Source organism: Ensifer sp. 38_S197, from assembly GCF_056924495.1.
Genome location: NZ_JBXOVZ010000001.1, coordinates 2870309 through 2893282, shown reverse-complemented (window position 1 = coordinate 2893282; position 22974 = coordinate 2870309). Strand labels below are relative to the sequence as shown.

The 22974-nt window shown below is 61.4% G+C and carries 18 protein-coding genes and 2 pseudogenes; 3 read left to right on the top strand and 17 right to left on the bottom strand.

Features of this window, described 5'->3' with window-relative positions; genetic code table 11:
- Nucleotides 1-149: 149 nt before the first annotated feature.
- From AC1Z3V_RS13270 to AC1Z3V_RS13225, 10 genes are all read right to left on the bottom strand, one after another.
- Complete coding sequence (locus AC1Z3V_RS13270; RefSeq protein WP_483499464.1) at nucleotides 150-1094, bottom strand: carbohydrate kinase family protein; 945 nt, start codon at nucleotides 1092-1094, stop codon at nucleotides 150-152.
- Nucleotides 1091-1609, bottom strand: a complete 519-nt coding sequence (locus tag AC1Z3V_RS13265) for an ureidoglycolate lyase (protein WP_483499462.1) — start codon at nucleotides 1607-1609, stop codon at nucleotides 1091-1093. Before AC1Z3V_RS13265 ends, AC1Z3V_RS13270 begins: the two co-directional genes overlap by 4 nt.
- Nucleotides 1606-2346, bottom strand: a complete 741-nt coding sequence (locus AC1Z3V_RS13260; RefSeq protein WP_483499460.1) for a BtpA/SgcQ family protein — start codon at nucleotides 2344-2346, stop codon at nucleotides 1606-1608. The genes AC1Z3V_RS13265 and AC1Z3V_RS13260 overlap by 4 nt, the downstream gene beginning before the upstream one ends.
- Nucleotides 2343-3089, bottom strand: a complete 747-nt coding sequence (locus AC1Z3V_RS13255; protein WP_483499458.1) for a GntR family transcriptional regulator — start codon at nucleotides 3087-3089, stop codon at nucleotides 2343-2345. Before AC1Z3V_RS13255 ends, AC1Z3V_RS13260 begins: the two co-directional genes overlap by 4 nt.
- Nucleotides 3090-3172: 83 nt before the next feature.
- A complete protein-coding gene (locus AC1Z3V_RS13250; RefSeq protein ID WP_429817938.1) occupies nucleotides 3173-4033 on the bottom strand; it encodes an ABC transporter substrate-binding protein in 861 nt (286 codons plus the stop codon).
- Between the two features lie 31 nt (nucleotides 4034-4064).
- Nucleotides 4065-4829 (bottom strand): amino acid ABC transporter ATP-binding protein, encoded by a 765-nt coding sequence (locus tag AC1Z3V_RS13245; RefSeq protein WP_483499456.1) that lies wholly within the window; start codon nucleotides 4827-4829, stop codon nucleotides 4065-4067.
- Complete coding sequence (locus AC1Z3V_RS13240) at nucleotides 4826-5752, bottom strand: amino acid ABC transporter permease (protein WP_483499454.1); 927 nt, start codon at nucleotides 5750-5752, stop codon at nucleotides 4826-4828. The genes AC1Z3V_RS13245 and AC1Z3V_RS13240 overlap by 4 nt, the downstream gene beginning before the upstream one ends.
- A gap of 583 nt (nucleotides 5753-6335) precedes the next feature.
- On the bottom strand, nucleotides 6336-7667 hold the full coding sequence (locus tag AC1Z3V_RS13235) for an HlyD family type I secretion periplasmic adaptor subunit (RefSeq protein WP_483499452.1): 1332 nt from the start codon (nucleotides 7665-7667) through the stop codon (nucleotides 6336-6338).
- Nucleotides 7664-9499: a type I secretion system permease/ATPase gene (locus AC1Z3V_RS13230; protein WP_483499450.1), complete on the bottom strand. Its 1836-nt coding sequence runs from the start codon at nucleotides 9497-9499 to the stop codon at nucleotides 7664-7666. Before AC1Z3V_RS13230 ends, AC1Z3V_RS13235 begins: the two co-directional genes overlap by 4 nt.
- Before the next feature lie 101 nt (nucleotides 9500-9600).
- On the bottom strand, nucleotides 9601-13719 hold the full coding sequence (locus AC1Z3V_RS13225; protein ID WP_483499448.1) for a beta strand repeat-containing protein: 4119 nt from the start codon (nucleotides 13717-13719) through the stop codon (nucleotides 9601-9603).
- A 1190-nt stretch (nucleotides 13720-14909) separates the two neighbouring features.
- Here AC1Z3V_RS13225 and AC1Z3V_RS13220 point away from each other — a divergent pair.
- Nucleotides 14910-15344, top strand: a complete 435-nt coding sequence (locus tag AC1Z3V_RS13220) for a hypothetical protein (protein ID WP_483499446.1) — start codon at nucleotides 14910-14912, stop codon at nucleotides 15342-15344.
- Nucleotides 15345-15393: 49 nt separating this feature from the next.
- Here the strand turns inward: AC1Z3V_RS13220 and AC1Z3V_RS13215 are convergent, their stop codons facing one another.
- Nucleotides 15394-16035, bottom strand: a complete 642-nt coding sequence (locus AC1Z3V_RS13215; RefSeq protein WP_429817952.1) for a LuxR C-terminal-related transcriptional regulator — start codon at nucleotides 16033-16035, stop codon at nucleotides 15394-15396.
- 6 nt (nucleotides 16036-16041) lie between these two features.
- Nucleotides 16042-17427, bottom strand: coding sequence for a sensor histidine kinase (locus tag AC1Z3V_RS13210; RefSeq protein WP_483499444.1), 1386 nt, complete (start codon nucleotides 17425-17427; stop codon nucleotides 16042-16044).
- 280 nt (nucleotides 17428-17707) lie between these two features.
- Here AC1Z3V_RS13210 and AC1Z3V_RS13205 point away from each other — a divergent pair, with 280 nt between their 5' ends.
- Nucleotides 17708-18436: a hypothetical protein gene (locus AC1Z3V_RS13205; RefSeq protein WP_483499442.1), complete on the top strand. Its 729-nt coding sequence runs from the start codon at nucleotides 17708-17710 to the stop codon at nucleotides 18434-18436.
- A gap of 65 nt (nucleotides 18437-18501) precedes the next feature.
- On the top strand, nucleotides 18502-19266 hold the full coding sequence (locus AC1Z3V_RS13200) for an EAL domain-containing protein (RefSeq protein WP_483499440.1): 765 nt from the start codon (nucleotides 18502-18504) through the stop codon (nucleotides 19264-19266).
- Nucleotides 19267-19512: 246 nt separating this feature from the next.
- Here AC1Z3V_RS13200 and AC1Z3V_RS13195 read toward each other — a convergent pair.
- From AC1Z3V_RS13195 to AC1Z3V_RS13175, 5 genes and pseudogenes are all read right to left on the bottom strand, one after another.
- Nucleotides 19513-19673, bottom strand: a pseudogene (locus AC1Z3V_RS13195) (transposase domain-containing protein); the annotation flags it as partial.
- Nucleotides 19661-19936: pseudogene (locus AC1Z3V_RS13190) on the bottom strand (hypothetical protein); the annotation flags it as partial. The pseudogenes AC1Z3V_RS13195 and AC1Z3V_RS13190, both read right to left, overlap by 13 nt.
- 648 nt (nucleotides 19937-20584) lie before the next feature.
- On the bottom strand, nucleotides 20585-21832 hold the full coding sequence (locus AC1Z3V_RS13185) for a type II toxin-antitoxin system HipA family toxin (protein WP_483499438.1): 1248 nt from the start codon (nucleotides 21830-21832) through the stop codon (nucleotides 20585-20587).
- The gene (locus AC1Z3V_RS13180) at nucleotides 21825-22160 is read right to left on the bottom strand and encodes a helix-turn-helix domain-containing protein (RefSeq protein ID WP_483499436.1); all 336 of its coding nucleotides are present in this window, start codon (nucleotides 22158-22160) and stop codon (nucleotides 21825-21827) included. The genes AC1Z3V_RS13185 and AC1Z3V_RS13180 overlap by 8 nt, the downstream gene beginning before the upstream one ends.
- A 442-nt stretch (nucleotides 22161-22602) precedes the next feature.
- Nucleotides 22603-22740: a hypothetical protein gene (locus AC1Z3V_RS13175; protein ID WP_483499434.1), complete on the bottom strand. Its 138-nt coding sequence runs from the start codon at nucleotides 22738-22740 to the stop codon at nucleotides 22603-22605.
- Nucleotides 22741-22974 lie beyond the last annotated feature (234 nt).

Here is a 22974-nt window from a genome sequence, read left to right as displayed (position 1 = left end):
CGGCGGCGCTTGGGAGTACCCTTTCCGTCCTGCGCTTGAGGCCGCCCCTGCCCAGGGGCGGCAAGCACCGACGCTGTTTCGGCCGGCCGCGTGCACAAAGCGGAAAGGCCCGGGCGCAACTTAAGGACGATCCGCGCTGGTGCAGCGGTTCAGCGCATCCTTGTCTGCCGTTCCTCCTTAAGCCAGCGGTGGATCTCCTCGGAATTTGCCTTACCGGCCCGCGGGCCGTGGATGGTGACGGAGCGGGAGGCGGCGGCGACGGAGAAGTCCAGCGCCTCTTCGATGGTCTGACCTTGCGACAAGCACCAGGTCAATGTGCCTCCGAACGTGTCGCCGGCGCCGGTGACGTCGACAACGTCAACCGGAAAACCGGGTACGCGAAGGACCGTGTCACCGTTACTGGCCTCGGCGCCATCCGCGGCAAGGGTACGGACGACCCAATTGATATTGTGCTCCCGCATCCAGTCGCCGATCATCGTGACTTCGTCATGGCCGAAGGCAGCACGGAAACCGACCTGGTTAAAGATGACGACCGCGGCACCGGCGAGGTAAGGCATATCTTCCGGCACGCAGCCGCCGACATCGAGATCGAAGATGACGCGTCGGCCGTGTTGGCGCAGATCTGCAAGAAGGTCGGCTTGTTTGAGGACACCTTGATCCGTCCGCGCATGGAGACGGCGCACACGATAGAGTGTCGTGTATAGAAACCCTGGTAGGCGCAGCGCCCCGAGAGCGGCTGCGTCGAGCCACATCGGCTGCTCGCCCATCTCCACCGTCAGAACGACATGTTCGCCATCGACGAGAAAGATGAAGTTCCTCGATTCCGGAATGCCCGGATCGATCAGCATGTGGTCGACACCGACCCCGTTCTCCTTCAAATCGGCGATCAGTCGTTGCGATAGGGAGCTATCGTTGAGCAACGAGATGAACTGCGTCTCGCCGCCAAGTCCAGCATGTACGACGGCGGCATTGGCAATAGAGCCGCCGGCTTCGGCCGGTAACTCCTTGACCATGCCCTTGTCGGCCCGACCCGGCCAGCGCTCGGCGGTGTAGTATTCATCGAGGGCCACGTCGCCGATGAAGAAGCTTGTCATGCGATTGGTCCTTCGCCCGGGACGGCCTGCACCAGCTTCGAGCCGCCGGAAACTGGCACCCACGGACTCTCGCCGAGGCCGCAAACCGCCATCCAGTAATAGGGCGCAGGACCGGAAACACCCCGGCAGGCATCGTGCCAGACGTTACGGTTCATCACCACGACCTGCCCGGGCATGACCACGAAGGCCTCGATGTCATCGCGATGCGGCGCGGCGCTATCCGAGGCTGGTGCCACCGCGAGAATTACCGCTTGGGCGAGGCAGAAGATCGCCTCTTCGGTTTGTGGATGCCGCTCCATTGCGCTGCAGTGCCACGGCGCGCTGCCGCCGCGGGTGACGCCGAGATGGCCGCGACCGTCGATCAATGGTGTCTTCGTGAAGCCGTCATGCCAGCCGTCCCCAGCGGTCCAGATCACGTTGGGGTCTGCGTCGCCCGTCAGGTCATAGACCTTGCCGTATCGCGAAAAATTCGTGGCCGTGACTGGCTCGGCCAGGACGGTATCGGCGGCGGTCATACGGCGCTCCTAATCCCGCGCACGACACGCATCAGTCCAGCGACATGGGCGGCCGCGACACGGCCTGTGTCCTTGTGATCGTGCTTGAACCAGCTACCGACAACGGCGCCATCGGCCCTTGCCAATTGCTCCGCGGCATTGGCTTCAGTCAGACCGGCGCCGATCAGTAGCGGTGTCGCTCCGCCGGTCGCGGCGCGGAAGCGCTCCACCTTTTCCATGTCGGTTGGCTGGCCCGTGGCGTCGGAGGTCACCACCAGCCCGTCGCAGCGCGACGCGCCGATGCGCACGTCTTCCGATTCCGTCCGGCCGGACAGAACCGGCTGATATTTGAACCGCACACCACCGAGCAACAGTGCGGAAACGCCTTCGCGTCTTGCGGCAAGGCCGGCTGCGAAGGGTTCGTCTGCATCCGGCGGCAGGTGGCCCGCGACGGAATCGACCTGAATGAAGGAAACGGGGTACGTTCTGGCGAGCGCGAAAGCGCGCGCGTCGTCGCGCAGCACATTGACGCCGATGCGGGTCCCGAGGTCGAGGCCGAAAAGCCGCTCCAGCACCCGCTCAACATCCTCGGCATCGCCGAAGTAGTTTTCGACGACCAGTCCGTCGACACCTTCGCCTGCCATGATGCGGGCCTCTTCCTCCGCCTGGGCGAGCTTGGCGGCCGGGCCGTCGCCAGCAAGGTGCAGCATGCCGAGGATGGGTTTTGGGGTCGTGAAGGTGTCGCCGAAGCGGCTCATGTCTTGTTCTCCTGCGCGCTGTGTGCAGCAGTCTCGCGGCCCCAGCGCGTTGCGAATTTCATCTGGACCGCCGGCGAGTAGACGATCGACGTGCGCTCGACCAAACGGTCGTCGGCATCGAGCACATCCCCGCTGGCGCAAAGGTAGCCCGGCACGTCAGGCGCCGGGGCAAAGACCTCCTTGAGGCGTTCGGAGGCGGGCACGACGGTCAGCAGCAATTCCGAGCGCAAGGGATGGCGGTCATAGTCGCGGCGCAAGACCTCATAGAGCGATTGCGCCGCGAAATCGTAACGCTCGATACCCGGGTAGAGGGCGAGATCGAGCTCGGATGTGTCGACGTTCAGCCACGTCACGCTGTCGCCGTTGGCAAGGCCACGGGCGCGCACCAGCAAGAGTTCGCCGTTCTCCACCCGGTGTTCCAGCACCCGCGTCACCGGACGCTGGCCCTGTCTGCGGGCGAGCTCCGTAAAGCTGCCGAAGTTCCAGATGTTGTGGCTGATCGGCCGGTGCGACACGATCGTGCCGCGGCCCCGAACCTGTTGGACCAGCCCTTCCGACACCAGCAGCGCCATCGCGTTGCGCACGGTGGTTCGGGCAATCCCGAACTGGTCGCGCAACTGGTTCTCCGAGGGAATGGCTTCGCCTTCGGAGAAATCACCGCTGAGGATCGCAGCGCGCAGCGCCCGATAGAGCTGCCGGTAGAGCTGCTCGCTCGAATAGAGATCGAGGCGTAGCCTGGACACTCGGTCGTCCGGGCGTTCACCCGCTGCGGTTGAGGCGTCTGACATGGAAGGATGGGGCAAGGCAGGCTCCGGCGCGTTTCTCGTTACTTCGTGGCTCCGTTTATCTTGAACTCTTCGACCGCAGCCTGTTTCAAGCCATAGCGGTCGAGGATCTGTGCATAAGTGCCATCGGCCTTCATCGCGTCGAGCGCGCCCTTGACGGCATCGCGCAGTTGCCCGTTCGCCTTGGCGAACGCGATGCCGTAGTGGTTGACATCACCGACGTCGCCGATCTGGTAGAACTTGTCCGGCTCCTGCTTCATCAGGTCGAGCAATCCCTCGAGACCGATGACGGAGGCCTGGGCGCGCCCTTGGCGGATCTGCATGATGTGTTCGGCCTGGGTCGGGATCTGGATGACCGTGATCAGCTTGTCGGGCGCGCAATTGGCCTTTCCGACATCTTCCGCCCAGGTGACCCAGCTCGTGCCTGTCGCGACCGCGACCGTCTTGCCGCAGAGATCCGCTTCGGCCTTGATCTCGCCCTGGTGATCGGCGGTCGAATAAAAGACGTTGCCGGTCTTGAAGTAGTCGATGAAGTCGAGCTGCGTTTGGCGCTCCACCTTGTCGGAGAAGGCGGTCATAATCAGGTCCGAACGACCGGTGACGACCTGCGGGATCAGTTGCGGGAACTCGACGTTCTGGAACTCAGCCGTCAGCCCGAGCCGCTCGGCGATTGCCTTCGCAAGATCGATGTCGAAGCCCTTCAGTTCCGTCGAGCCGGCATCGCTATATTCCATCGGCGGATAGGCGAGGCTGATCGTGACATTCAGCTTGCCGGCATCGCGCACGGCATCCGGCAGCGCGGCAACCAACTTCTCGTCGGCGGCGCACGCAAAGCTCCCCGCGGCAAGGCTGATGAACGTCGCGGAGGCAAGCCCCAGAACCATCGGCAGCATTCGATTCATTTCCTGTTCTCCCTTTATTGAACTCTTTTCGTCAGGCCAGCACCCGGCTGAGGAAGCTCCGCACGCGCGGATCGCCGGGGTTGCTCAGAACTTGCTGGGGTGCGCCATTTTCGCGGATCTCGCCGTCGATCATCACGACGACGCGATCGGCGACCTCGCGCGCAAAACCGATCTCGTGGGTGACGACGATCATCGTCGTGCCGCCGCGCGCGAGATTGCGCATCACCTCCAGCACCTCGCCGACGAGTTCCGGATCGAGCGCGCTGGTCGGCTCGTCGAACAACATCACGCGCGGCTCCATGGCGAGCGCCCGGGCGATGGCCACTCGCTGCTTCTGGCCGCCCGAAAGCTGCGACGGATAACTTGATGCCTTGGCGGCCATGCCAACCTGCTCCAGCAAGCCCATGGCGCGGGTCTCGGCCTCGGTGCGGCTCAGGCCGCGCACCACCATCGGCCCTTCGATGACATTGCCGAGCACGGTGCGGTGCGCGAAAAGATTGAAATGCTGGAACACCATGCCGAGCTGGCTTTGCTGGGCGCGCAGCCGCTTGACCGGCAATTCCTGAAGCGCGCCGCGACTGAGCTCGTAACCCATGATCGCGCCGTCTACCCAGACATAGCCGCCATCCGGCGTCTCCAAGTGATTGATGCAGCGCAGGAACGTGCTCTTGCCGCTACCCGAGGGCCCGAGGATGCAGAGCACCTCGCCGTAGGTGACGTTCATATCGAGGCCCTTCAGCACTTCGTGGCTGCCAAAACTCTTGCGGATACCGACCGCCTTGACTGCGAGGCTCATGCTTCACCCGCCACGGCGGGACGCCGCGCCCATCGTTTGAACCAGCGGCGATCGCTGGTGGTCGCTGCGGCGTCGCGGCCGAAATGACGCTCGAGATAATACTGGCCTATCGAAAGAACGGTGGTTCCGGCCAGGTACCAGACGGCGCAGACGAACAGGAGCTCGATAACGGCACCGTTGATGAAGTAGATGCGCTGCGCCGCGTTCAGCATCTCGCCCATGGCGATGGTGGCGGCAAGCGAGGAGAACTTGAGCATGCCGATCGCACTGTTGCCGAGCACCGGCAGGATCAGCCGCAGGGTCTGAGGCAGAATGATGCGCCGCATTGTCTGCCCGGGTGTCATGCCGAGCGTATGGGCTGCTTCCTTCTGGCCTTTGTCGACCGAAGCGATGCCCCCGCGGACGACCTCCGTCAGATAGGATCCTTCGTTGACGCCGAGGCCGAGGACCGCGGCGACGAAGGGCGTCACCACATCGACCATGCGGGCATCGACGAGACCGGGAATGTAAAGCCTCGGAAAGACCAGCGCGATGTTGAACCAGATGAGAAGCTGCAGCAGCACCGGCGTGCCGCGGAACACCCAGACATAGAGCCATGCGGCAAAGCGCAGGATCGGATTTTCCGACAGCCGCATGATGCCGAAAGCGAAACCGAGCAAGACGCCGAGCACCAACGCGCAGGCGGAGATCAGGAGTGTCCAGCCAAACCCGGTGACGATGACGCCCGCCGTCAGGAACTCACCGACCACGGTCCACTGGATCTGTCCGACCGCGAAAGCGCGTCCGATCACGGCGAGCAGCAGGATGACGAGGCCGCCACTGATCCACCGTCCCGGGTGGCGCAAGCGGCGGATGGCGACGTCTGGACCAGGAAGGTCGGCGAGGGACAGCGCGGGCGCTGAGGGTGATTGAGAGTGATGCACGGCGTCCGCTTGTAGGGTTAGGCCTACAAGCTGATAGGGGCATACCTAGTGGGGTGTCAAGCGGAAGTCTGGAGAATATTTCTCGCTGCGCATATTCGAGCTGAGCGCGCGGCAGGATTGGAAGCCAACCGCTTCAAATGGCGGCCTTCTCGAAAAGCCCGTCATGGCCCGTCAGGCGGGAGGGACTTGCGCCTGAAGCAATTGATATCTCTGCAGAATCCCGCCGGGCGAAGCAGCCAGCACGACTCCCATGGCAGCACCGAAACCGCGTCATCAACGGCAGTGCGAATCGACAAGACTGGGGTGCTCTATAGGCGTTGCCATATTGCGCACTGGACGCGCCCACCATGAGCGAGACCTGAAAAGTCTCGCTATGCTGCCTGTGCTATGCCCAGCCAGCCTCGCGCGGATGGCAGCAGGGGGAGGGCGAGGGGATTATCTACCTTCCCTTCGCTCCGCCGGGTGTCGATCCGCGCCAGCGTTTGCCCGGTTACAAACGGCAGACGCGCCATCAAGGTCGTTTTTGATCGCGGAAAGCCGAACGTTCGCGTCGCTCTTCCATCGCACTGGGGTCTATTTTTGCCTATTTTTCCCGCAGCGCCCGACGGAAGTTCTGCGTGATCGGCTCGGCAAGGTAGGCAAGTACGGTGCGGGAACCTGTCCGGATCATCGCCTCGCTTGTCATGCCGGGCAACAGTTTGCGGCCCTCGAGCTTGGCGAGCTCGTGTCTGTCAATCAACACGGTCGCGGCGAAGTATGGCGCCCCGCTGCGTTCCTCCACCATGCGGTCCGCCGATACGATCTCCACGGTGCCGTCGAGCGGCGGCAGATTGTAACGGGCGAAGGCCGGGAAGCTGACGCGTGCCGGCTGACCGGGGGCGATCGTCTCGACATCCTCCGGCTTGACCATAGCCTCGATCACGAGTTGCTGGCCGAGCGGGACCACCGTCATCAACGTTTCGCCGGGCTTCACGACACCGCCGGCCGTGTGGACCTTCAGATCCATGACGATGCCGTCGACTGGTGCGACGACGTCGGTGCGGGCAAGCACGTCGTTGGCGGAACGCTCCTGCTGTTTGAGGTCGAACAACTCCGCCTCGACCTTGCTCAAATCCTCGACAGCCTCTTTCAGCCGCACGGTGTCGAGGTTCAGGATTTGCGCGTCAATCTCGGCCATGGCGCTTCTGGCACGAGCGATCGCCGCGATATTTGTGGCGCGCTCCCCCTCGATCTCCCGCTGTTGCCGCCTGAGCAACAGGTTCCGCTCGCGGGTGGTCAGAGCCTTCTTGAGCAGAGCCTCAAGATCCTTGGTTTCTCCCTCGAGAGCCTGGATCTGCCTGTCCTCGGTCGCAACGAGTGTCTCCAGTCCCGTTATCTCCTCCTCGGCCTGGTGGCGGCGCTGTCCGAGAATGAACCGCTCGTCGCTCAAATTGCGACGCTTGGCCGCGAACACGTCGCGCTGAGTGGCCACCGCGTCCTTAGCGGCGGTCGCAGTGTTGTCGAGCAGCGCCGGATCAAAAGCGATCTCGGCCTTGTCGTCGCGCTCCGCCCTGAGCCGGGCGACCAGGGCTTCACGCGTTGCGATCCGGTTCCGAACCAGGTCCAGTTGGGCCTTTGCCTGCGTGTCGTCGAGCCGGATGAGAACCTTGCCAGCCTTGACGATGTCACCGTTGGCGGCGTTCAACTCCGCGATGATGCCGCCCTCGAGATGCTGGATGAGCTTGCGGTCGCCGGCGACCTTGACAACCCCCGGTGCCACTGCCGCGCTGTCCAAGGGTGCCAGCGCCGCCCACCCTCCAGCCGCGCCGAAGAAGAGGAGCATGATTGTGAACCCGGCCCAGGTCACGCCCGCGAGACGCAAGGGGAGCGGCTGGGGTATCGACGGCGGCGGGGCGGGTAACGGCACAACGGTCATATCTGTTTCCGCTCCGATGGTTGTGCAGCGCCTGCATCCGTTCCTGAGACTCCTCCCACAACAAGGTTCCGGACCACGAATTGACGTGCCGGACCGGGGGCGCGATCCTGGTTCGCCGCTATGGTCGGGATCTGAACCACCTCGCGGCTGCGCCGGGCGAGTTCGTTGAAGACATAGTCACGCGGACCGAAGAGATCTTGCTGGCCCCGATTGAGAACGAGTACCCTGTCAACCTTTTCCATGATGCTCGGTCGGTGCGCGATCAGGATGATCGTCGTGCCTGCCGCCTTGAGCGTGCTGAGGGCCCTGGTCAATGCCTCCTCGCCTTCGCGATCGAGATTGGAATTTGGCTCGTCCAAGATAAGAAGTGCCGGGTCGCCGTAGAGTGCTCTCGCCAACCCGATGCGTTGACGTTGGCCACCTGAGAGTGCAGCACCGGACTCGCCGATCTCGGTAGAGTAGCCTTTCGGCAATCCCTTGATCAGTTCGTGAACTCCCGCCAACTGCGCGGCTTTGACCACATTGTTGAAGACCGCCGCGTCGAGCTTCGCGAAGCGGCAGATGTTCTCGGAGACAGTACCGGCGAAGAGTTCGATGTCCTGCGGCAAGTATCCGACATAGCGGCCACGGTCTTCCGCCGCCCATTGGGCGACGTCCATGCCATCCAGCAACGCGCGTCCGCCGGATGGGCGCCAGGCACCGGCCAGTATCCGCGCTAAGCTCGTCTTGCCGGCGGCACTTGGGCCGACCAACGCCATGACCTCACCCGGTTTGAGCTGGAAGCTGATCCCTTTCAGAATATGTTCGCCGCCGTGCCGGGCGAGCATGAGGTTCTCGGCCTCAAATCTACCCTTCGGTCGCGGGAGCGGCAGAACCGGCGTGGCCTCCAGGTGCTTACCGGCGACTGCGGCAAGCCGACGATAGGCGGCCCGCGCGCCGACCGTCGCCTTCCAGGTGCCGATCGCCTGCTCGACCGGGGACAATGCGCGCCCCATGAGGATCGAGGCCGAGATCATGATGCCGGGCGAGGCTTCGTTGCGAAGGACGAGATAGGCCCCAAGGCCCAGGATCGCCATTTGCAACGCCAAGCGGTGACACCGCGCAATGGCCGCGATGACGCCGCCACGGTTGGCGGCGAGAACCTGTCCCTGGTTCGCCTCATCCTGCTGTGCCTTCCACCCCTCCAGCAGCGGCTTTAGCATGCCCATCGCCTGCACGACCTCCGCATTGCGGATGGTCGCCTCGGCCTGCAAGTAGGCACGCGACTGGGCGCTTTGCGCCTCGGTCAACGGCTTGCGTGTGAGATATTCGTTGAGCAGTGCCAACCCGAACAGGACGATTCCTCCACCCAGCGCCAACCACCCGAGCCAGGGATGCATGAGGAATATCGCCCCGAAAAACAGCGGCGCCCAGGGTGCATCAAGGATCGGGAAGATGCTCGGGCTGGTGAAGAAATTCCGGACTTGATCCAGGTCGCGCAATGGACGGGCATTGACCTGGCCGGGCGCTGAAGCGGCATATTCCACCGCTGCCGTGAGGAGGACCGGCGCCAACCGCGCGTTCATCCAGGATCCGACTATGGCGAGCAGACGCCCACGCACGATTTCCAGCCCGGCCATGGTGACGAGCGCGCCTGCCGCCATCAGCGATAGCATCCCCAGCGTTTCCAGGCTGTGGCTGGACAACACGCGATGGTAGACCTGGAGCATATAGATCGCGCCGGTCAGCATCAGCACGTTGATGCCGGCACTGAACCAGATAAGTGACCGGATGGCGCGGCTGGCTTCTTTCATCACAACCTGCAGGGCAGGGCGCTGTTGGCTGGTTTTCATCATATGGATCTCTGACTATGTCCGTCCGGTAGAACCCACCCGGCATGACATTCGGTGCAACAGAACACGGGGGCAGGCTTGGCTGCCCCCGCGGAGACGTGTCAGGAGACGTCAACAAGTATGTGCTGCGTCGCTGTCTGGTCAGCGTCCGCGTCCACGACCTGGAATGCGAAGTCGAGGTTGGCGTCGATTGTCCCGCTGGTCTGCTGGACAAACCCGATGTCGACGATCTTCAGGACGTCGTTATCGGTCGGGTCGAAAGCGGTCAGGTTGGTGGTGGCATGGCTGCCGCCATTGTCCCCGGTCGCGCCGATGAGATTGATGGCGTTGCCCGTCAACCCGTTGGCGCTCTGCATGATCTGGATGCCCTGGATCTGGTAGGTCTCGCCGGCGACGGTGTAGTCGTTCTGTTCGATGATGAGCAGGGCATCGTTGTTATCCAGCGTGAACTCGGTGCTGTACGGGAAGGGGATATTGGCGTTCCCCTTGATCAGATCCGCGTTCTCCACGTTGACCGCTCTCGTCACCTCGTTGCCGTTGGCATCCTTCAGATCGAGGATCAGCACCAGGTCTTCACTGTTGCCGATGCCATCGAATTTGATGACGACGCCGCTGGCGCTCGCGGTCGGATCAAGTCGCTCAGTGCCACCGCCGGGGGAGTTCGGGCTTACATCCGACAGGATGTTCTCCTCGAAGAACCGCAGGGTCAGGAGTTCACCCTTCTGGATCGTGTCGCCGGCGACGCCATTTGTCGCCTGGGTCGCACTAACCCAGTCTTCGTTGGCATTGGTGACCATATCATGGGCACCCTGCGTGAACGCCGTATCTGTAGGCGGTCCATTCGGTGCTCCGTCACCGGTTGAGTTGAACCCGAACCCGATCTGCCGGGTAATCGAGTTCCCTGTGAACTGAACAAAGAACGGATCCGGATCGTTGTTGGCCGTTAGCTGCTCCGCCACGATCAGCGGATGGCCGGTGTTGCCCGTTGGCTGCTTAGCCAAGAGCTCATTGGTGTGCAGCACGTCGAAGCTGAACCCGTCGATCACGTCCGTCAAGGTGAAGGTATAGGTGTCGGCCGCCTTGTCGAAGACGAGCGTGCCGCCCGCCGTTGCGTCCTGCACGCCGGCCGTGATCGGATCCTTGTCGTAGTGGAATGAGAAATTGAACGACGCGGATGCCGCAGTCTCGGCCGTCAGCGTTGCGACCGCTTGGGTGATGTCCGGGTTCTGTGTGTTGTCGACAGTGCCGGTGAGCCCGATCTGGATGCCCGTCAAAGTACCGTTGACATCGACAAAGTCGCTGACGCCCGCCGCATACTCTGAGGCCGTGTGCTTGTCCGTCATGTCGTAGCCAAAGGCCCCGATCGCCGTAGCGTTGAGCGTGTTGGCCAGCGTCTCATGGGTTCCAGGGGCACCGGTCTGGTCACCGTCGAACGTCACCGTAATCGTCGGATCGGTGTCGTTGAAGGTGAGCGACAGACCCGAGCTCGTGCTTTGTTCAGACACGACGTCTTCGTCGCCGTCCGTCACCGTCACCGTCGCCACGACGTTGATCAGACCGCTGAGGTCGAGGGTGTTGTCCTCGCCGACGCCCTGTGGCGCGTTTGCATGCTCAAGGGCAACCGACGACGTCAGCGTCACCGTCGCGCCGGACAGCGTCACCGTGAACGCCGTCGCATCGAGGACGGTGTCCCCGTCGCTGTCATACTGGCCCGAGATCTGGTTGGCCGAGTCGAACACCAACGTGATCGCATGGTTGCCTTCGGTGGTCTGTAACCCGGTCGTTGTTGCGCCCGCCAGCGCCAGTGCGTAGCTCACATTCGCCGTCTTGCCGTCGACTGCGCTTGCGTTGAAAGTCGGGGGCGTGATTGTCACCTGGTTCTGCCCGCCAGCCCCGCTCGCTTCGCCCACGTCGGCAGCGCCGACCACCGGTGCGGCCGTGATCGAAAGCGTCGGATCGGTGTCGTCGATGATCAGCGACAGCGCTGAGCTGGTGCTTTGCTGCGATACGACGTCCTCGTCGCCGTCGGTCACCGTCACCGTTGCCACGACATTGATCAGGCCGTTGAGATCGAGTGTGTTGTCTTCGCCCGCACCTTGCGGTGCGTTTGAGTGCTCGAGGGCGACCGACGAGGTCAGCGTCACCGTCGTGCCGGACAGCGTCACCGTGAACGCCGTTGCATCGAGAGATCCGTTGCCATCGCTGTCGAACTTGCCCGAGATCTGGCTGGCCGAGTCGGCCACCAGCGTGATCGCGTGGTTGCCGTCCGTGGTCTGTAGCCCTGTCGCCGTTGCGCCCGCCAGGGCGAGTGCGTAGCTGACATTCGTCGTCTTGCCGTCGACCGCGCTTGCGTTGAAGGTCGGGGCGGTGATGGTTGCCTGGCTCTGTCCGCCAGCCCCGCTAGCCTCGACCACCTCGACTGCGCCGACCACGGGTATTGCCGTGATCAAAAGTGTCGGATCGGTGTCGTCGATCGTCAGTGACAGCGCCGAGCTGGTGCTTTGCTGTGACACGACGTCCTGGTCGCCGTCCGTCACTGTCACCGTCGCCACGACCTTGATCAGGCCGTTGAGGTCGAGCGTGTTGTCTTCGCCCGCACCTTGCGGTGCGTTTGAGTGCTCGAGGGCGACCGACGAGGTCAGCGTCACCGTCGTGCCGGACAGCGTCACCGTGAACGCTGTTGCATCGAGAGAGCCGTTACCATCGCTGTCGAACTTGCCCGAGATCTGGCTGGCCGAGTCGGCGACCAACATGATCGCATGGTTGCCATCCGTGGTCTGTAGCCCTGTCGCCGTTGCGCCCGCCAGGGTGAGTGCGTAGGTCACATTTGCCGTCTTGCCGTCGACCGCGCTTGCGTTGAAGGTCGGGGCGGTGATCGTTGCCTGGCTCTGCCCGCCGACCCCGCTCGCCTCGACCACCTCGGCGGCACCGACCACCGGTGCTGCCGTGATCGAAAGCGTTGGCCCGGAGTCGTCGAAGTTGATGAACGAGCCGACCTGTTCGACGTGGGCGTTGGGAGTTTGCGACGTGAAATGGAACTCTGTGATGTCGCAGCCTTCGTTCGCATCGACCCCCGTGACCGTCAGCCGGTCCATCTGGCTGGCGGTCGTGATATCGACGGTTGTGACGTTGTCCAGCCCGGTGATGGTGACGGCGTTTCCTGTGCCGCTAAGGCCCGTGATGGTAACGCTGCCGCTACCCGTGGCATAGGTGCCATCAGCGGTGATGGTGGTGGCAAACCCGGATTTGCCCGTTAGCTTGACGCTGACGATGTCCACGGCATTTGTCGTTGTTCCGTTGTAGAAGTCTGCCCCTTGCTCGTTGCCGGTATTGTCGAAGGCCTTGATAGTGATGTCCACCCGCAGGTTCGGATTGGATGGCGTGACCTGGTTGATCGTGAACCCAGCCTGCGTGACGTTGTTGAGATGGCTGCCGTACTGGATTTGCGAGCCACTACCCGCCGCGAGGTTGCCGCCGGTGACGAAATCGACCTGCAGCGTTTCGGTCGGATTGATGCTTTGGTTATTGACGCCGAATCCTTGCGTACTCACGTTGGCGGTGGCATTTGCTGAATTCACGAAACCCGTCACAAGCAACTGCTTGGAGGCGTCGGTGGGCGAATTGATCAGGTAAAAATCATGATTGCCGGGCGCGGCGTTCTGGCCTGTGAAACTAACCACCGTCGTCCCGGAGACCGATGCGAAGACCTTGTCAGTCAGATCGATCCGTTCATCGATTTGGTCCGGATCCGGATGGAACAACGGTACGTATTGAACCAGGTAGAGGTCGGCATTAGCATTGCTTGTCGGATCCAGCCCAAAGGCGAAGGCCAGCGGTCCGGTCTCATCGGGCTCAACGGCCGGGTCGGAGGTGCCAATGACGCCGATCACGACATTTGGATGCGTTGGATCCTGGAACAGCCAGACATAATTGCCATCGACCGTGCGAATGCCGCTGTTCACGCCGACGGTAGTGGAGAATGGCGTTCCCGAGTCATTCTGCGCCAGAATGACCGAGTTGATGGTTTCCCCGGCGCTCGCCGAGGCCTGCACGAAATTGGCTTGATAGGCGACCTCAGGTGAAGTCAGCCCGCCCGGATCGTCGAGGCTTAGGAGATACAGCAACGTGGTGTTGGTGCTGGCCGACGAGTCAATATCGTCGTCCGTAAGGCCGGTGCTTTCGTCGATGATGATGTCTTGAGTGAGAATATCCAATGCCATCGATCAATCTCCCAATAGAACGAATGGGTCAAAGAAAGAAACCCCAGCCACCTAAGCGACGGGGTCGTTTTCCACTTCGATAAGCAGATTTTGTCTGGTAAATATTTCCCCTCGTGCGTGTTATCGTCACGCCTTCTTATGCGCTCTACTAAGAGGCTCTTGATTTAGACTTGGACGCTACGCCCCTTTTATGAACCCTTCAAGTCATCCGTAATGACTAGCTAATATACCAGTGGCTGTACCACGCTTCGAAGCCAGATTAGCTCAACGGCATCGATAGTGTTGTGGCTGAACGGGTCGAGACGTCACAAATGTCGCGGAAGGGAACAGGATCACATGAGGGGCGATCGTTTTCAGCGCGAATGCAACCACCAGAAGCTTGATGCTGTGACCCAGAGTCGCCCGGAAAGGCGTCGCAAGCGACTCTGGAGCCACTTTTGCGACCTTGGCGGTGGATGACGCCAAGGTTGTATCAGGATATTCCGCGATCGAATTGCCCGGCAAGGAGAGTAGGACCTTTGCCGCCTTATATAGGACTTAGGTCCCATATGGTGGAACCTTGGACAACGAAGCCGGCAACTAATCTACTCCTCAACCGGCTGTACCAGCCCATCGTGGCACAGTCACGGATCGAAGCTTGAAGACCGGAGCACCGGAACGCGCGACAGCCGAACTAAGACTTTTGCCGCAAGGATTGAGACTGAAGTCCCATGGCGGACACTTTAGCTCCTCTCTACCTTTTGGAGACGCTCCATACACCGGAGCGGCAGTTTCCAGGCCCGCCCTACGGTAAGCCTACAACTGGGGTCAACCGGAAGCCTTCACAGATCGGCAATCCTGACACTTGGCCTCTTCGTTTACCTCAACGGCTCCTTAGGGAGAACTCCTCGGGGGGCCGTCTTTTTTGGCCGGACTGCGGCCGCACGCTCAACCCGACAATAGTCAGCAGAACAGGCTCAAGCGCGTCTGCCGATCTGATCTGCCGGATCTCGTCCACGGATCCCCGCCCGGTCTTCCGACCATAGTCTGGTTTGGATGGGACGAAGGTCCGGCCGGGCTGGGGGGAAAGGTCCGGTACAGGCAGGATCTTTGCCGGGGCGAGTTGACTGCGTGTCTCGGTCAGGGGCAAAGTCGGTTTGTTGCCCGCCGCGCCGAGTGCGCTTTGCGCACGAAAAGACCTTGGAGATATGATGATCACGCGTCGGATGATCCTGACAGCATTCTGGCCGGCAGTCTGCACCCTCGCCATCTCTTTACCTTATAGCGTCGAAACGTCGGGCGCCGGGCTTACGATCGTCAAGTCGGCAGCCTTCGCCAACAATGGCAATGGTGGCGGAGGCGGGGGCGGCAATGGCGGCGGGAACGGTGGAGGAAATGGCGGCGGGAACGGGGGCGGCAGTTCGAATGGCGGTGATCGCTCTAACTCCAACAGCGACCGCTCCAACAACTCCAATCGTGGCAACGCAAAGGCCAAGGGAGAGGATGTCGGCGTTCGCCACGAAGGCGGCATTACCGAAGAAATTGCGAATGGCCGCTACATCATGAAGGATGCCCGCGGACGCACGATCATCAACCGCCGCGCGACGGCGATCGATAGAAAACGAATCGATTCGTTCCTGCATTAGCCGGCGGCGGTCGCATAAAGCCGGTTATGTGGTTCTGGTTCGATGTGGATCAGACGTCGCGCGCATCGCGCAGCACCATCGCCGCTTCGGTGCGGTTGGCGGCCCCAAGCTTCGTCATGATCTGCGTCATGTGATGCTTTACGGTCTTTTCCTGGAGGTCAAGCTCGATTGCAACATGCTTGTTGCTCATGCCGGCTGCCACCAATTCCAGAACCTCCCGTTCACGAGGCGTTAGGTTGGCGACCAGACCAGACTTGCTGCCCGCCGCCGGCGCCCGGCTGGACAGGAGCTTGGCCGACAGGGTCGGCGCAACGTAGCGGTCCCCCGAAGCCACCGTGCGAATGACGTCGGCAAGTGCTCTTGCGCCAACGCCCTTCAGCACATAGCCGGTGGCCCCTCGATCCAGTGCAGTTGTCACGTCATCGCCGTCTTCGGAAACGGTGAGCATGATAATCTTCTGCGACGGGACGATATGCAGGACCGCCGGTATCGCCTCCAGCCCGCCGCCGGGCATGGAAATATCCATGAGCATGACATCCGGCCGAAGGTTCTCCGCGATCTGGGCGGCATCATCCTTCGAGCTGCCCTCAGCGACAATTTCGAAGCCCTCGATCTCCGACAGGCTGCGGATCACACCTTCCCGAAACAAGGGGTGATCGTCCACGACAGCAACGCGAATTGGAAACACCATAATTGTTCATAGCTCCCTGACGCTGGTCGTCATGCGAACGGTTGTCCCAGTCGCCGCTGTGACGACCTCGAACGTTCCTCCGAGACTTTCGATCCGTTCTCTGAGGCCGGCAAGACCAAGACTTGTGGGCAGAACTGTGTCCGGATCAAAACCGGGTCCATTGTCCACAACCTCGATCATGACGCGGTCGCCATCCATCCGCTGAGACACCCGTTGCCCAATACCGCCGCCGTGACGAAAGCCGTTGTTGAGCGTCTCTTGCACGAATCGGTAGATGCATATCTTCGCGGCCTGCGAGAGGCGTTCGGGAGGCTTCATCAACTGCAGTTCGACCGGCGCCCCCGTCCGCTGCTGATGCGCCTTTACGCACCGCTCGAGGATTTCAGTCAGACCCGCTGTCTCGATCTGCGGCAGGACCAGACCGCCGCAGATCGTGCGAATCTCCTGCATCGCTTCGTCCAAGCTCGCCTTTATCGCAGCGATTTCGCGATCTCGCGTGGCGATCGGCATTTTGCTGCGCTTCAAGGCTTCGCTGTCCAACCTCAGCGACGCATAGGCTACGAGTTGGGCAGGGCCATCGTGCAGGTCCGCCCCGATGCGTCTCAGATAGCTTTCGTTCAACGCGGTGGCGCGCTGCGACGCGCGCTGGAGGCGACCCCGCAAGATTTCGTTCTGGGCGAGCGATGCCGAGAGCTCATCGACCCTTTGCTTGAGGGCATGACGCTGGATCTCGATCGTCTTGCTGCCGCGAAGTACGATTGCCGACAGCACAACAAAGAAGGCGAGCGTGAAGGCTGCAACCGCCAGCCAGGTGTGCACACGCGCTTGGTTGAGACTTTGTTGAAACTCATTGGCAACTTCGTGGAACTCCGACACCGCAACCACCTGTCCGGACCAGGGCTGCAGCACGGGGTTGTAAATAACGAGCGCCGGCACGGCCGAACCTTTGTCAGCCGCTACTTCTCCTTCCGGATCGAAGCGTGCGGCCATCTTGCCGGAGAATGCGGTTTGCAATTCACCACTGAGCCCGACCTTCGTACCGACAGCGGCCCGGTCGCTCGAATAGAGGAGCGTACCGTCCGCGCGCCAAAGGCGAAAGGAGAGAAGCCGATCGCCCAATGCGCCCTGGCCAAGGGTCTCGTCCAGCGCGCGAGCCACGGTCTCGTCGAGGACTTCATTCTTCTGCATGTCGGGCAACAGCGGCGCGATCACGCTATCGACGTAGAGTGCTGTCGTCGCGGCCGAGTTTCGGGTGACGGCATCTTCGATCCTGTTCGAAACGAAGGCTCCGATCAGCACCATGGCGCATGCAGCAACCGCACCTCCGATCAGCAGGAACTGCGTGGCAAGCGATTGAGAATTCCAACGGGTGATGAGTTGATTTACGCGCACCAGGTCTCTCGGATCGGGCCGCCGGCTCGTACGGCGTGACGATTGTAGCAAGGCCACTCCAACCTAACCACTCTCAGGACGCGGTCAATGGCGTGGCAATCTCAGCAATTTTGATCGGACCTTTGATGTCCCCAGGCTCAGACCTAAGTCCCGGGCACGTAGGCAATGGTCGGGGGCCGGTGGCGCCGTTTCCGGCGCGCAGATATCGTCCTTGCATCAAACGCCGTCCGCTCGGTTCTGCGAGAGGACAGTAATAGCAAGTCGGAATAAGGAGTTTCACATGGCTACGACGACGAAACTAGTCGCACGAGGCATCATGGCATTGACGCTGGCAATCGCCCCCGTGGCTGGCGGCAGCTTGGCGCTGAGCGGGGTCGCCTATGCCAAGGGCGGTAACGGCGGCGATCATGGAGGCGGCCACGGCGGCGATCGTGGCGGCAATTCCGGCCACGGTAAATCCGACGAAGCGAAGAGCACCAAGGAGACGAAGGAGACGAAGGGAAGCAAGTCCGGCGAGAAGTCGCACCGAAAGTCGAACGTTTCGAAGAGCAAAGAAAATGCGTCTAAACCGGTGAAGGCCGAAAAGGTCGTCAAACCAGCGCCGGTGGTGATTGAGCCTGTTGTTGAGCCTGTCGTTGAGCCGGTGGTTGAACCTGTGACGCCGGGAGCAACACCGGGTTTCGCTTCGCTCAACCGCAACTATCACGCTTACCTCAATTCGAACGATCCGAAGATGGCCGGAATCTCGGCCTACGCGAAGGCCTATGCCGAGTTTGAGGCCGAAAATGGCGTGGATGCCGTCCCCGCGGATCCGGCCTTGAGCGACGAAGCGTTGCGCGATGCGCTCGCCGGCTTCACCAAGGACGGTGTCGTGACCGACGACATGGTCGATGAGGCCAAGGAGATCCTCGGTGTTGGCCCTGCGGTCGGAAAGATCGACGAAATCCGCGAAACTCTGCCGCCAGCGACAGTGGATGAGACGGATCCGGACGCGGAAATTGCCCAGTAAAACAAAGACAGGCAGCCGGCTCCGGCGACTGTTGTCGGGTCGGTTGCCAACCAGGCGGAGTTCGAATGTTTGATCGTGTTGCCGAGGCCTTCGACGAGGCAGTAAGAAACAGACGCGTTGGCTTTTCACTTCAACACATCAACTCAGCCGCCGATGTCGGCAGCGTCCTTTATTCAGAATGCCTGGGAAGGCTCGTCAAACCCGACGGCGAAATCATGGCAGCGAGCGAGTTCGTCGGCTATCTGGAGGCGGCTGGCCGCATCGCGGCACTCGACAGACATATGCTCGCCCTGGCTTTTGACTGGCTCGCATGCCAGCCGCACGGTGTCCTCGGCTGCAACATTTCGGTCGAGAGCATTTCCGACGAACGCAACAGAACGCTTCTCTACGATCTGCTGTCTACAAACACGCGGTTTGCACCGCGGCTTGTCCTCGAATTGACGGAAAGCCTGCCCATGTCGGGAATTCCGGCGGCCGGCCGGTTCCTCCAAAATCTGCAGGCGCTCGGCTACAGGATTGCCGTCGATGACTTCGGCACAGGGTTCTCGACGCCTGAGGCGCTCCTGTCGCTGCCGGTCGACATCGTGAAGATCGACGGATTTTTCCTGCGTCTGAATCGTAGTGACGCGGAGCGTTTTCTCTCGCACATGGTCGGTCTTGCATCCTGCGTCGCGCCGATCGTGGTCATCGAAGGCGTTGAAACCTATGCGCAGTTCGAAGCCGCGCAGGCCGCAGGGGCAACGCATGTTCAAGGGTTTCTGCTCTCCGAGCCTACCCTCACTCCGCTATTTGGCGGAGAATTCCACGCTCGCGCGACGATGGAGTGCTGAGGAGGTAGCCTGCGGCGGGAAGTCCGGTGCTCTTCTATGATCGAACGGCATCAAGGACTGCCTGTATCAGTCGGCCATCGGGTAGGCTCCTTCGGCCCTCAGACATCTCCTTCGCTAAAATAGTCCATCACTTTCCAGATCCACGAATCTATGTGCACAAGCCCTTATCTGACCGCCACCGCAGCAATGAAGCGAAGTGGACTGACTATGCCGACGATCAACGCGTAAACGGCAAGCCCAGGCCGTTCAGCGGGCGTAGTTCCACGGCATGAGCGCGTCGATTTCTGAGCTCGGCCAGCCGTTGGCAATGCGCTCGAGGGTCTGGGTGAGCGAAGCAAGCGGATTGATATTGTCATCTTCGCTGCCTGCAGCAGCGTCGCGATGGTTGCCCAGGTAGGACCAATTCCACACGTTCAGACTCTCTTATGATGCGGTCGCCGTCGAACAGTCGTGCAATCCGATTGGCAGTCTCAAATGCTTGTTCGGCTATTTCGGTGATTCCATCGAGAGAGAACTCGAGCCAAGTTTTCCCAGGTGCCGTATTCGCGAACTTCCTGCAGCAGCCGGTAACAATCGGCCTGGGGGGCACGAACATTGCGTTCCCTGCCCGAGTTCCTCCGATCCAGTTCTGGGACATGCGGAACTCACCAAGGCTGGGGAGCGCCGCGCGCATGGCGCGAGAAGAGGGGATCCCAGAGCATCTGGTCGCTTGGGGCTGGGGGTGCTCTGGGATCCCAAGCGCCATCGGTGCCGTTGGCGCTCACCAAGGAATGTCAGAGCAAATCGGATTCGGCAATGCAACTACGACCTTTGCCTGAGCGTGTCGGACCTAAGTCTTAGGTTGTACTGCGTCCCGAGTGAAGAACGGCGGCAGCAGGTAGGATGATTGTGCAGCACAGTCAGTCACGATGGGGGCACGGAGGATACCGCTGTTTCACGCTGCTTCACGCTGTTGAACCTATGCGGATTGGGGCATGTAGGGAAATTTCGCATATTTAGCGGGCTTTTGGGTAGGTAGTATGGATTGCAAACTGCGGGTCATAGCGCTGGCTCGTAGTCACCCCACTTGTCAGCCTACTGCAAGTCCACTCAACATGCCGACCGTGCGCTTCTGCTGGATGACGGCGCTAGGACTGGTCAACTGACGCGAAGCTGCGGTCTGTCTTAGGATGCCGATAGCCGCGTCCGCACCCCTGCGGCTCGGCATCGAAGGCGGACCGGATTCCAGCATTCTCGATGTCCGCAACGTCGAGGTTGACGGTTGGGCCGGTGAAGGGACCGGCCGATGGTGGGTCGAGGCTGTGAAGGAAGGTTCTCGTCATAGGGCCAGTGCACGCTTCAGGTCGTCATGCTCGAAGGCGCTTGCCATGCGGTTGATCTCGGCGCTGCGTGCACCGACCAGCTTCGCAGTGTCACGCCAGTTTGCGGTGACAGTGGCGACTTCCTTGATTATCGAGCGGGCCTGCGGCAGCGTCAGCGCGAAGAATTCAGACGCGGCTTCGAGTAGGTCGAGCGAACAGGTGCCTTCATCGAGATCGATGTTAGTGGTCAGAATCCGTGCCTTGAGATCGGTCGGAACGGGATTGAGATCGTAGGCAGGGGAGAGCGACCATCCCGCCTTTCCCAGCCACAGAAAGCCGTGGTTGCGCAGATGATCGTCGACATTGGAGATGAGCACGTTGAAGACGACGCGCCGGTAGAGCGCGTGGGCGTCCGTCTTTCCCTGTGCGCCATGTTGCGCAAGGGCGTCGACGATTTCGGGGTAGCTGCCGCGGTCGCCGTCCTTGGCGCCCGTCATGGCCATTGCGGAAAGAAAGGGGATGCGGATTGCGCCATCACGATCGAAGCGTCGCGACAGCATGACCGCTTTGCCGCCTACCTCGACGAGTTCGTGTTGTGGGGTGGCGATGCCTGCTTGACCGGCCAACCGCAGCGCGATCTCCTCCCAGGTTTCGATACTGTAGTCGTCGGTCTCCTTCGGAAACTTGGCGATGGAGAGATGGCCATGCTGGTCGATGACCGACGCCTTCGGCCGCGCACCGCCGAGGGAGGAGCCGGGCGCGAAGATGAGTTGAAGGTCTTCCTCCGTTTCCTCGTCCCGCAGGATCCGTTCGGTGATCTGAAGCAGACGGCCAAGCTCGATCAGGGCAGGGACGCCGGTACGGATCGGTGCTTGGAAGACCTCGTCGCCGACCCAGCGGAAGCGGAGCGCGCCAAGCCTGGTCTCGTCGGCCACGCCGAGCAGGTAGTCGCTTTCCGCAAGGGTACGAACGGCACGGCCTTCGCGTTCGGCGAGGCGGCGCTCAGCGCGCTGCATGAGGCGGCGGCCCCAAGTATCCGGCGCCGAGTCGCCGATGGAGCCGAAAGTCGCCAATCCGGCAGGGGGAGCGAAGGCACCACGCGTCAGTGCAAGTGCTGGCTCCAGCGAGAAGCGGTCCGGGTCCGCAAGCCATGCTCCATCGTACTCGAACAGGATGGTCTCCGCGCCTCGGCCGCGGTTTCTCCTCGCCAGTCCTATCGGGCGCGTACGGCCGTGCAGATCGATATGCACCTCAAAGTCAGCCATCGCGGGACGATCCGCTCGGCCGCTTGAGGTGGATGTGCTTGGGCAAATCTGCGCTGGCCAGCGCCTGCCCGACGCTGTCGTTGCTGATATCGGCAACCCGGCTTAGGCCGTCGAGCAGGCCGAGCGCCTGCAGGACGCTAGCATAAATGCCGATGCTGACGTTGGTGTCGCCGGCTTCAACTCTTTGCAATGTCGAACGAGACGTAAAGGCGCGCTCAGCTACGACTGCCATTGGCAGCCGTCGGCGTCGACGGGCATCGTGGATGTCCGCCCCAAGCTTGCGCAGCGCGCGCCGTACCGCCACAGGAGGATTATGGGGAGTGGGCATTTGGCACCTTCGCACTACAGATTTAGCGAATATGTAGCATGAAGATTACAAATTTTCTAGACTCTCAAGGGCGTTACCCTAACAGGGCGCGAAGACTTGATTTTACCGCCGCCGCTTAGCGTCGGCGACCGTCTGCTTAAGCCGCAACTCGCCATCGCCGATATTTTGGCAATCGGCCCGCCTGCCGGCACCAAGTCCGCGGCGCTGAACACGATCGTCGAGAAATTCGGGCGCACGACCGGCTACACCAGGGGCTACGTAGACAGCGTCAGCGGACCTCAAGGTACCCTACGACATCGGGACGATTCTGTTCCACGATCAGATCGCGATTAAATCGATCGATGCCCTTCCGTTCAGCGAGCAGGGCGATTCCGGGGCACTCATCCTTGAACAGACAACAGGCATGGCAATTGGACTGCTATTCGCGGGAACTTCAACCATTTCATTCGCGAACCACATCGCCGACGTGCTCGACTCGTTCGGCGTGGAGATTGACAGAGAACTCCAGCGACGGCTTCAGCACATCGCTCCAGATCGTGGCTCCGAAACGCGGAGCGCTGAAAGAACCGCCGATGACCATTCCGGGGAATCGTCAATTGACTGGTAATGGGGAGCAGCAGCCGAAACCGCACTGTATCAAAGAATTCACGGCGGCTCGAACAGCGGTTTAAGCGCAAAAAGCAACACGAGCCAAACCGCCTAGATGTTCCATAATGTATATTATGTGATCTTTGCGTGTAGCCGCAAAGTTGAAGTGTCCTGATCCTGCAAAGTTGGAATGTCACTCTCCCCGGGTTTTGATGACCTGGGAGAT

Excerpts from the sequence above, each read along its gene's own strand:
- AC1Z3V_RS13180 (WP_483499436.1), bottom strand. The coding sequence starts at position 22,160 with ATGCCCACTCCCCATAATCCTCCTGTGGCGGTACGGCGCGCGCTGCGC.
- AC1Z3V_RS13225 (WP_483499448.1), bottom strand. The coding sequence starts at position 13,719 with ATGGCATTGGATATTCTCACTCAAGACATCATCATCGACGAAAGCACC.
- AC1Z3V_RS13205 (WP_483499442.1), top strand. The coding sequence starts at position 17,708 with ATGGCTACGACGACGAAACTAGTCGCACGAGGCATCATGGCATTGACG.
- AC1Z3V_RS13230 (WP_483499450.1), bottom strand. The coding sequence starts at position 9,499 with ATGAAAACCAGCCAACAGCGCCCTGCCCTGCAGGTTGTGATGAAAGAA.
- AC1Z3V_RS13270 (WP_483499464.1), bottom strand. The coding sequence starts at position 1,094 with ATGACAAGCTTCTTCATCGGCGACGTGGCCCTCGATGAATACTACACC.
- AC1Z3V_RS13185 (WP_483499438.1), bottom strand. The coding sequence starts at position 21,832 with ATGGCTGACTTTGAGGTGCATATCGATCTGCACGGCCGTACGCGCCCG.
- AC1Z3V_RS13200 (WP_483499440.1), top strand. The coding sequence starts at position 18,502 with ATGTTTGATCGTGTTGCCGAGGCCTTCGACGAGGCAGTAAGAAACAGA.
- AC1Z3V_RS13220 (WP_483499446.1), top strand. The coding sequence starts at position 14,910 with ATGATCACGCGTCGGATGATCCTGACAGCATTCTGGCCGGCAGTCTGC.
- AC1Z3V_RS13265 (WP_483499462.1), bottom strand. The coding sequence starts at position 1,609 with ATGACCGCCGCCGATACCGTCCTGGCCGAGCCAGTCACGGCCACGAAT.
- AC1Z3V_RS13235 (WP_483499452.1), bottom strand. The coding sequence starts at position 7,667 with ATGACCGTTGTGCCGTTACCCGCCCCGCCGCCGTCGATACCCCAGCCG.
- AC1Z3V_RS13245 (WP_483499456.1), bottom strand. The coding sequence starts at position 4,829 with ATGAGCCTCGCAGTCAAGGCGGTCGGTATCCGCAAGAGTTTTGGCAGC.
- AC1Z3V_RS13260 (WP_483499460.1), bottom strand. The coding sequence starts at position 2,346 with ATGAGCCGCTTCGGCGACACCTTCACGACCCCAAAACCCATCCTCGGC.
- AC1Z3V_RS13215 (WP_429817952.1), bottom strand. The coding sequence starts at position 16,035 with ATGGTGTTTCCAATTCGCGTTGCTGTCGTGGACGATCACCCCTTGTTT.
- AC1Z3V_RS13250 (WP_429817938.1), bottom strand. The coding sequence starts at position 4,033 with ATGAATCGAATGCTGCCGATGGTTCTGGGGCTTGCCTCCGCGACGTTC.
- AC1Z3V_RS13175 (WP_483499434.1), bottom strand. The coding sequence starts at position 22,740 with ATGGTCATCGGCGGTTCTTTCAGCGCTCCGCGTTTCGGAGCCACGATC.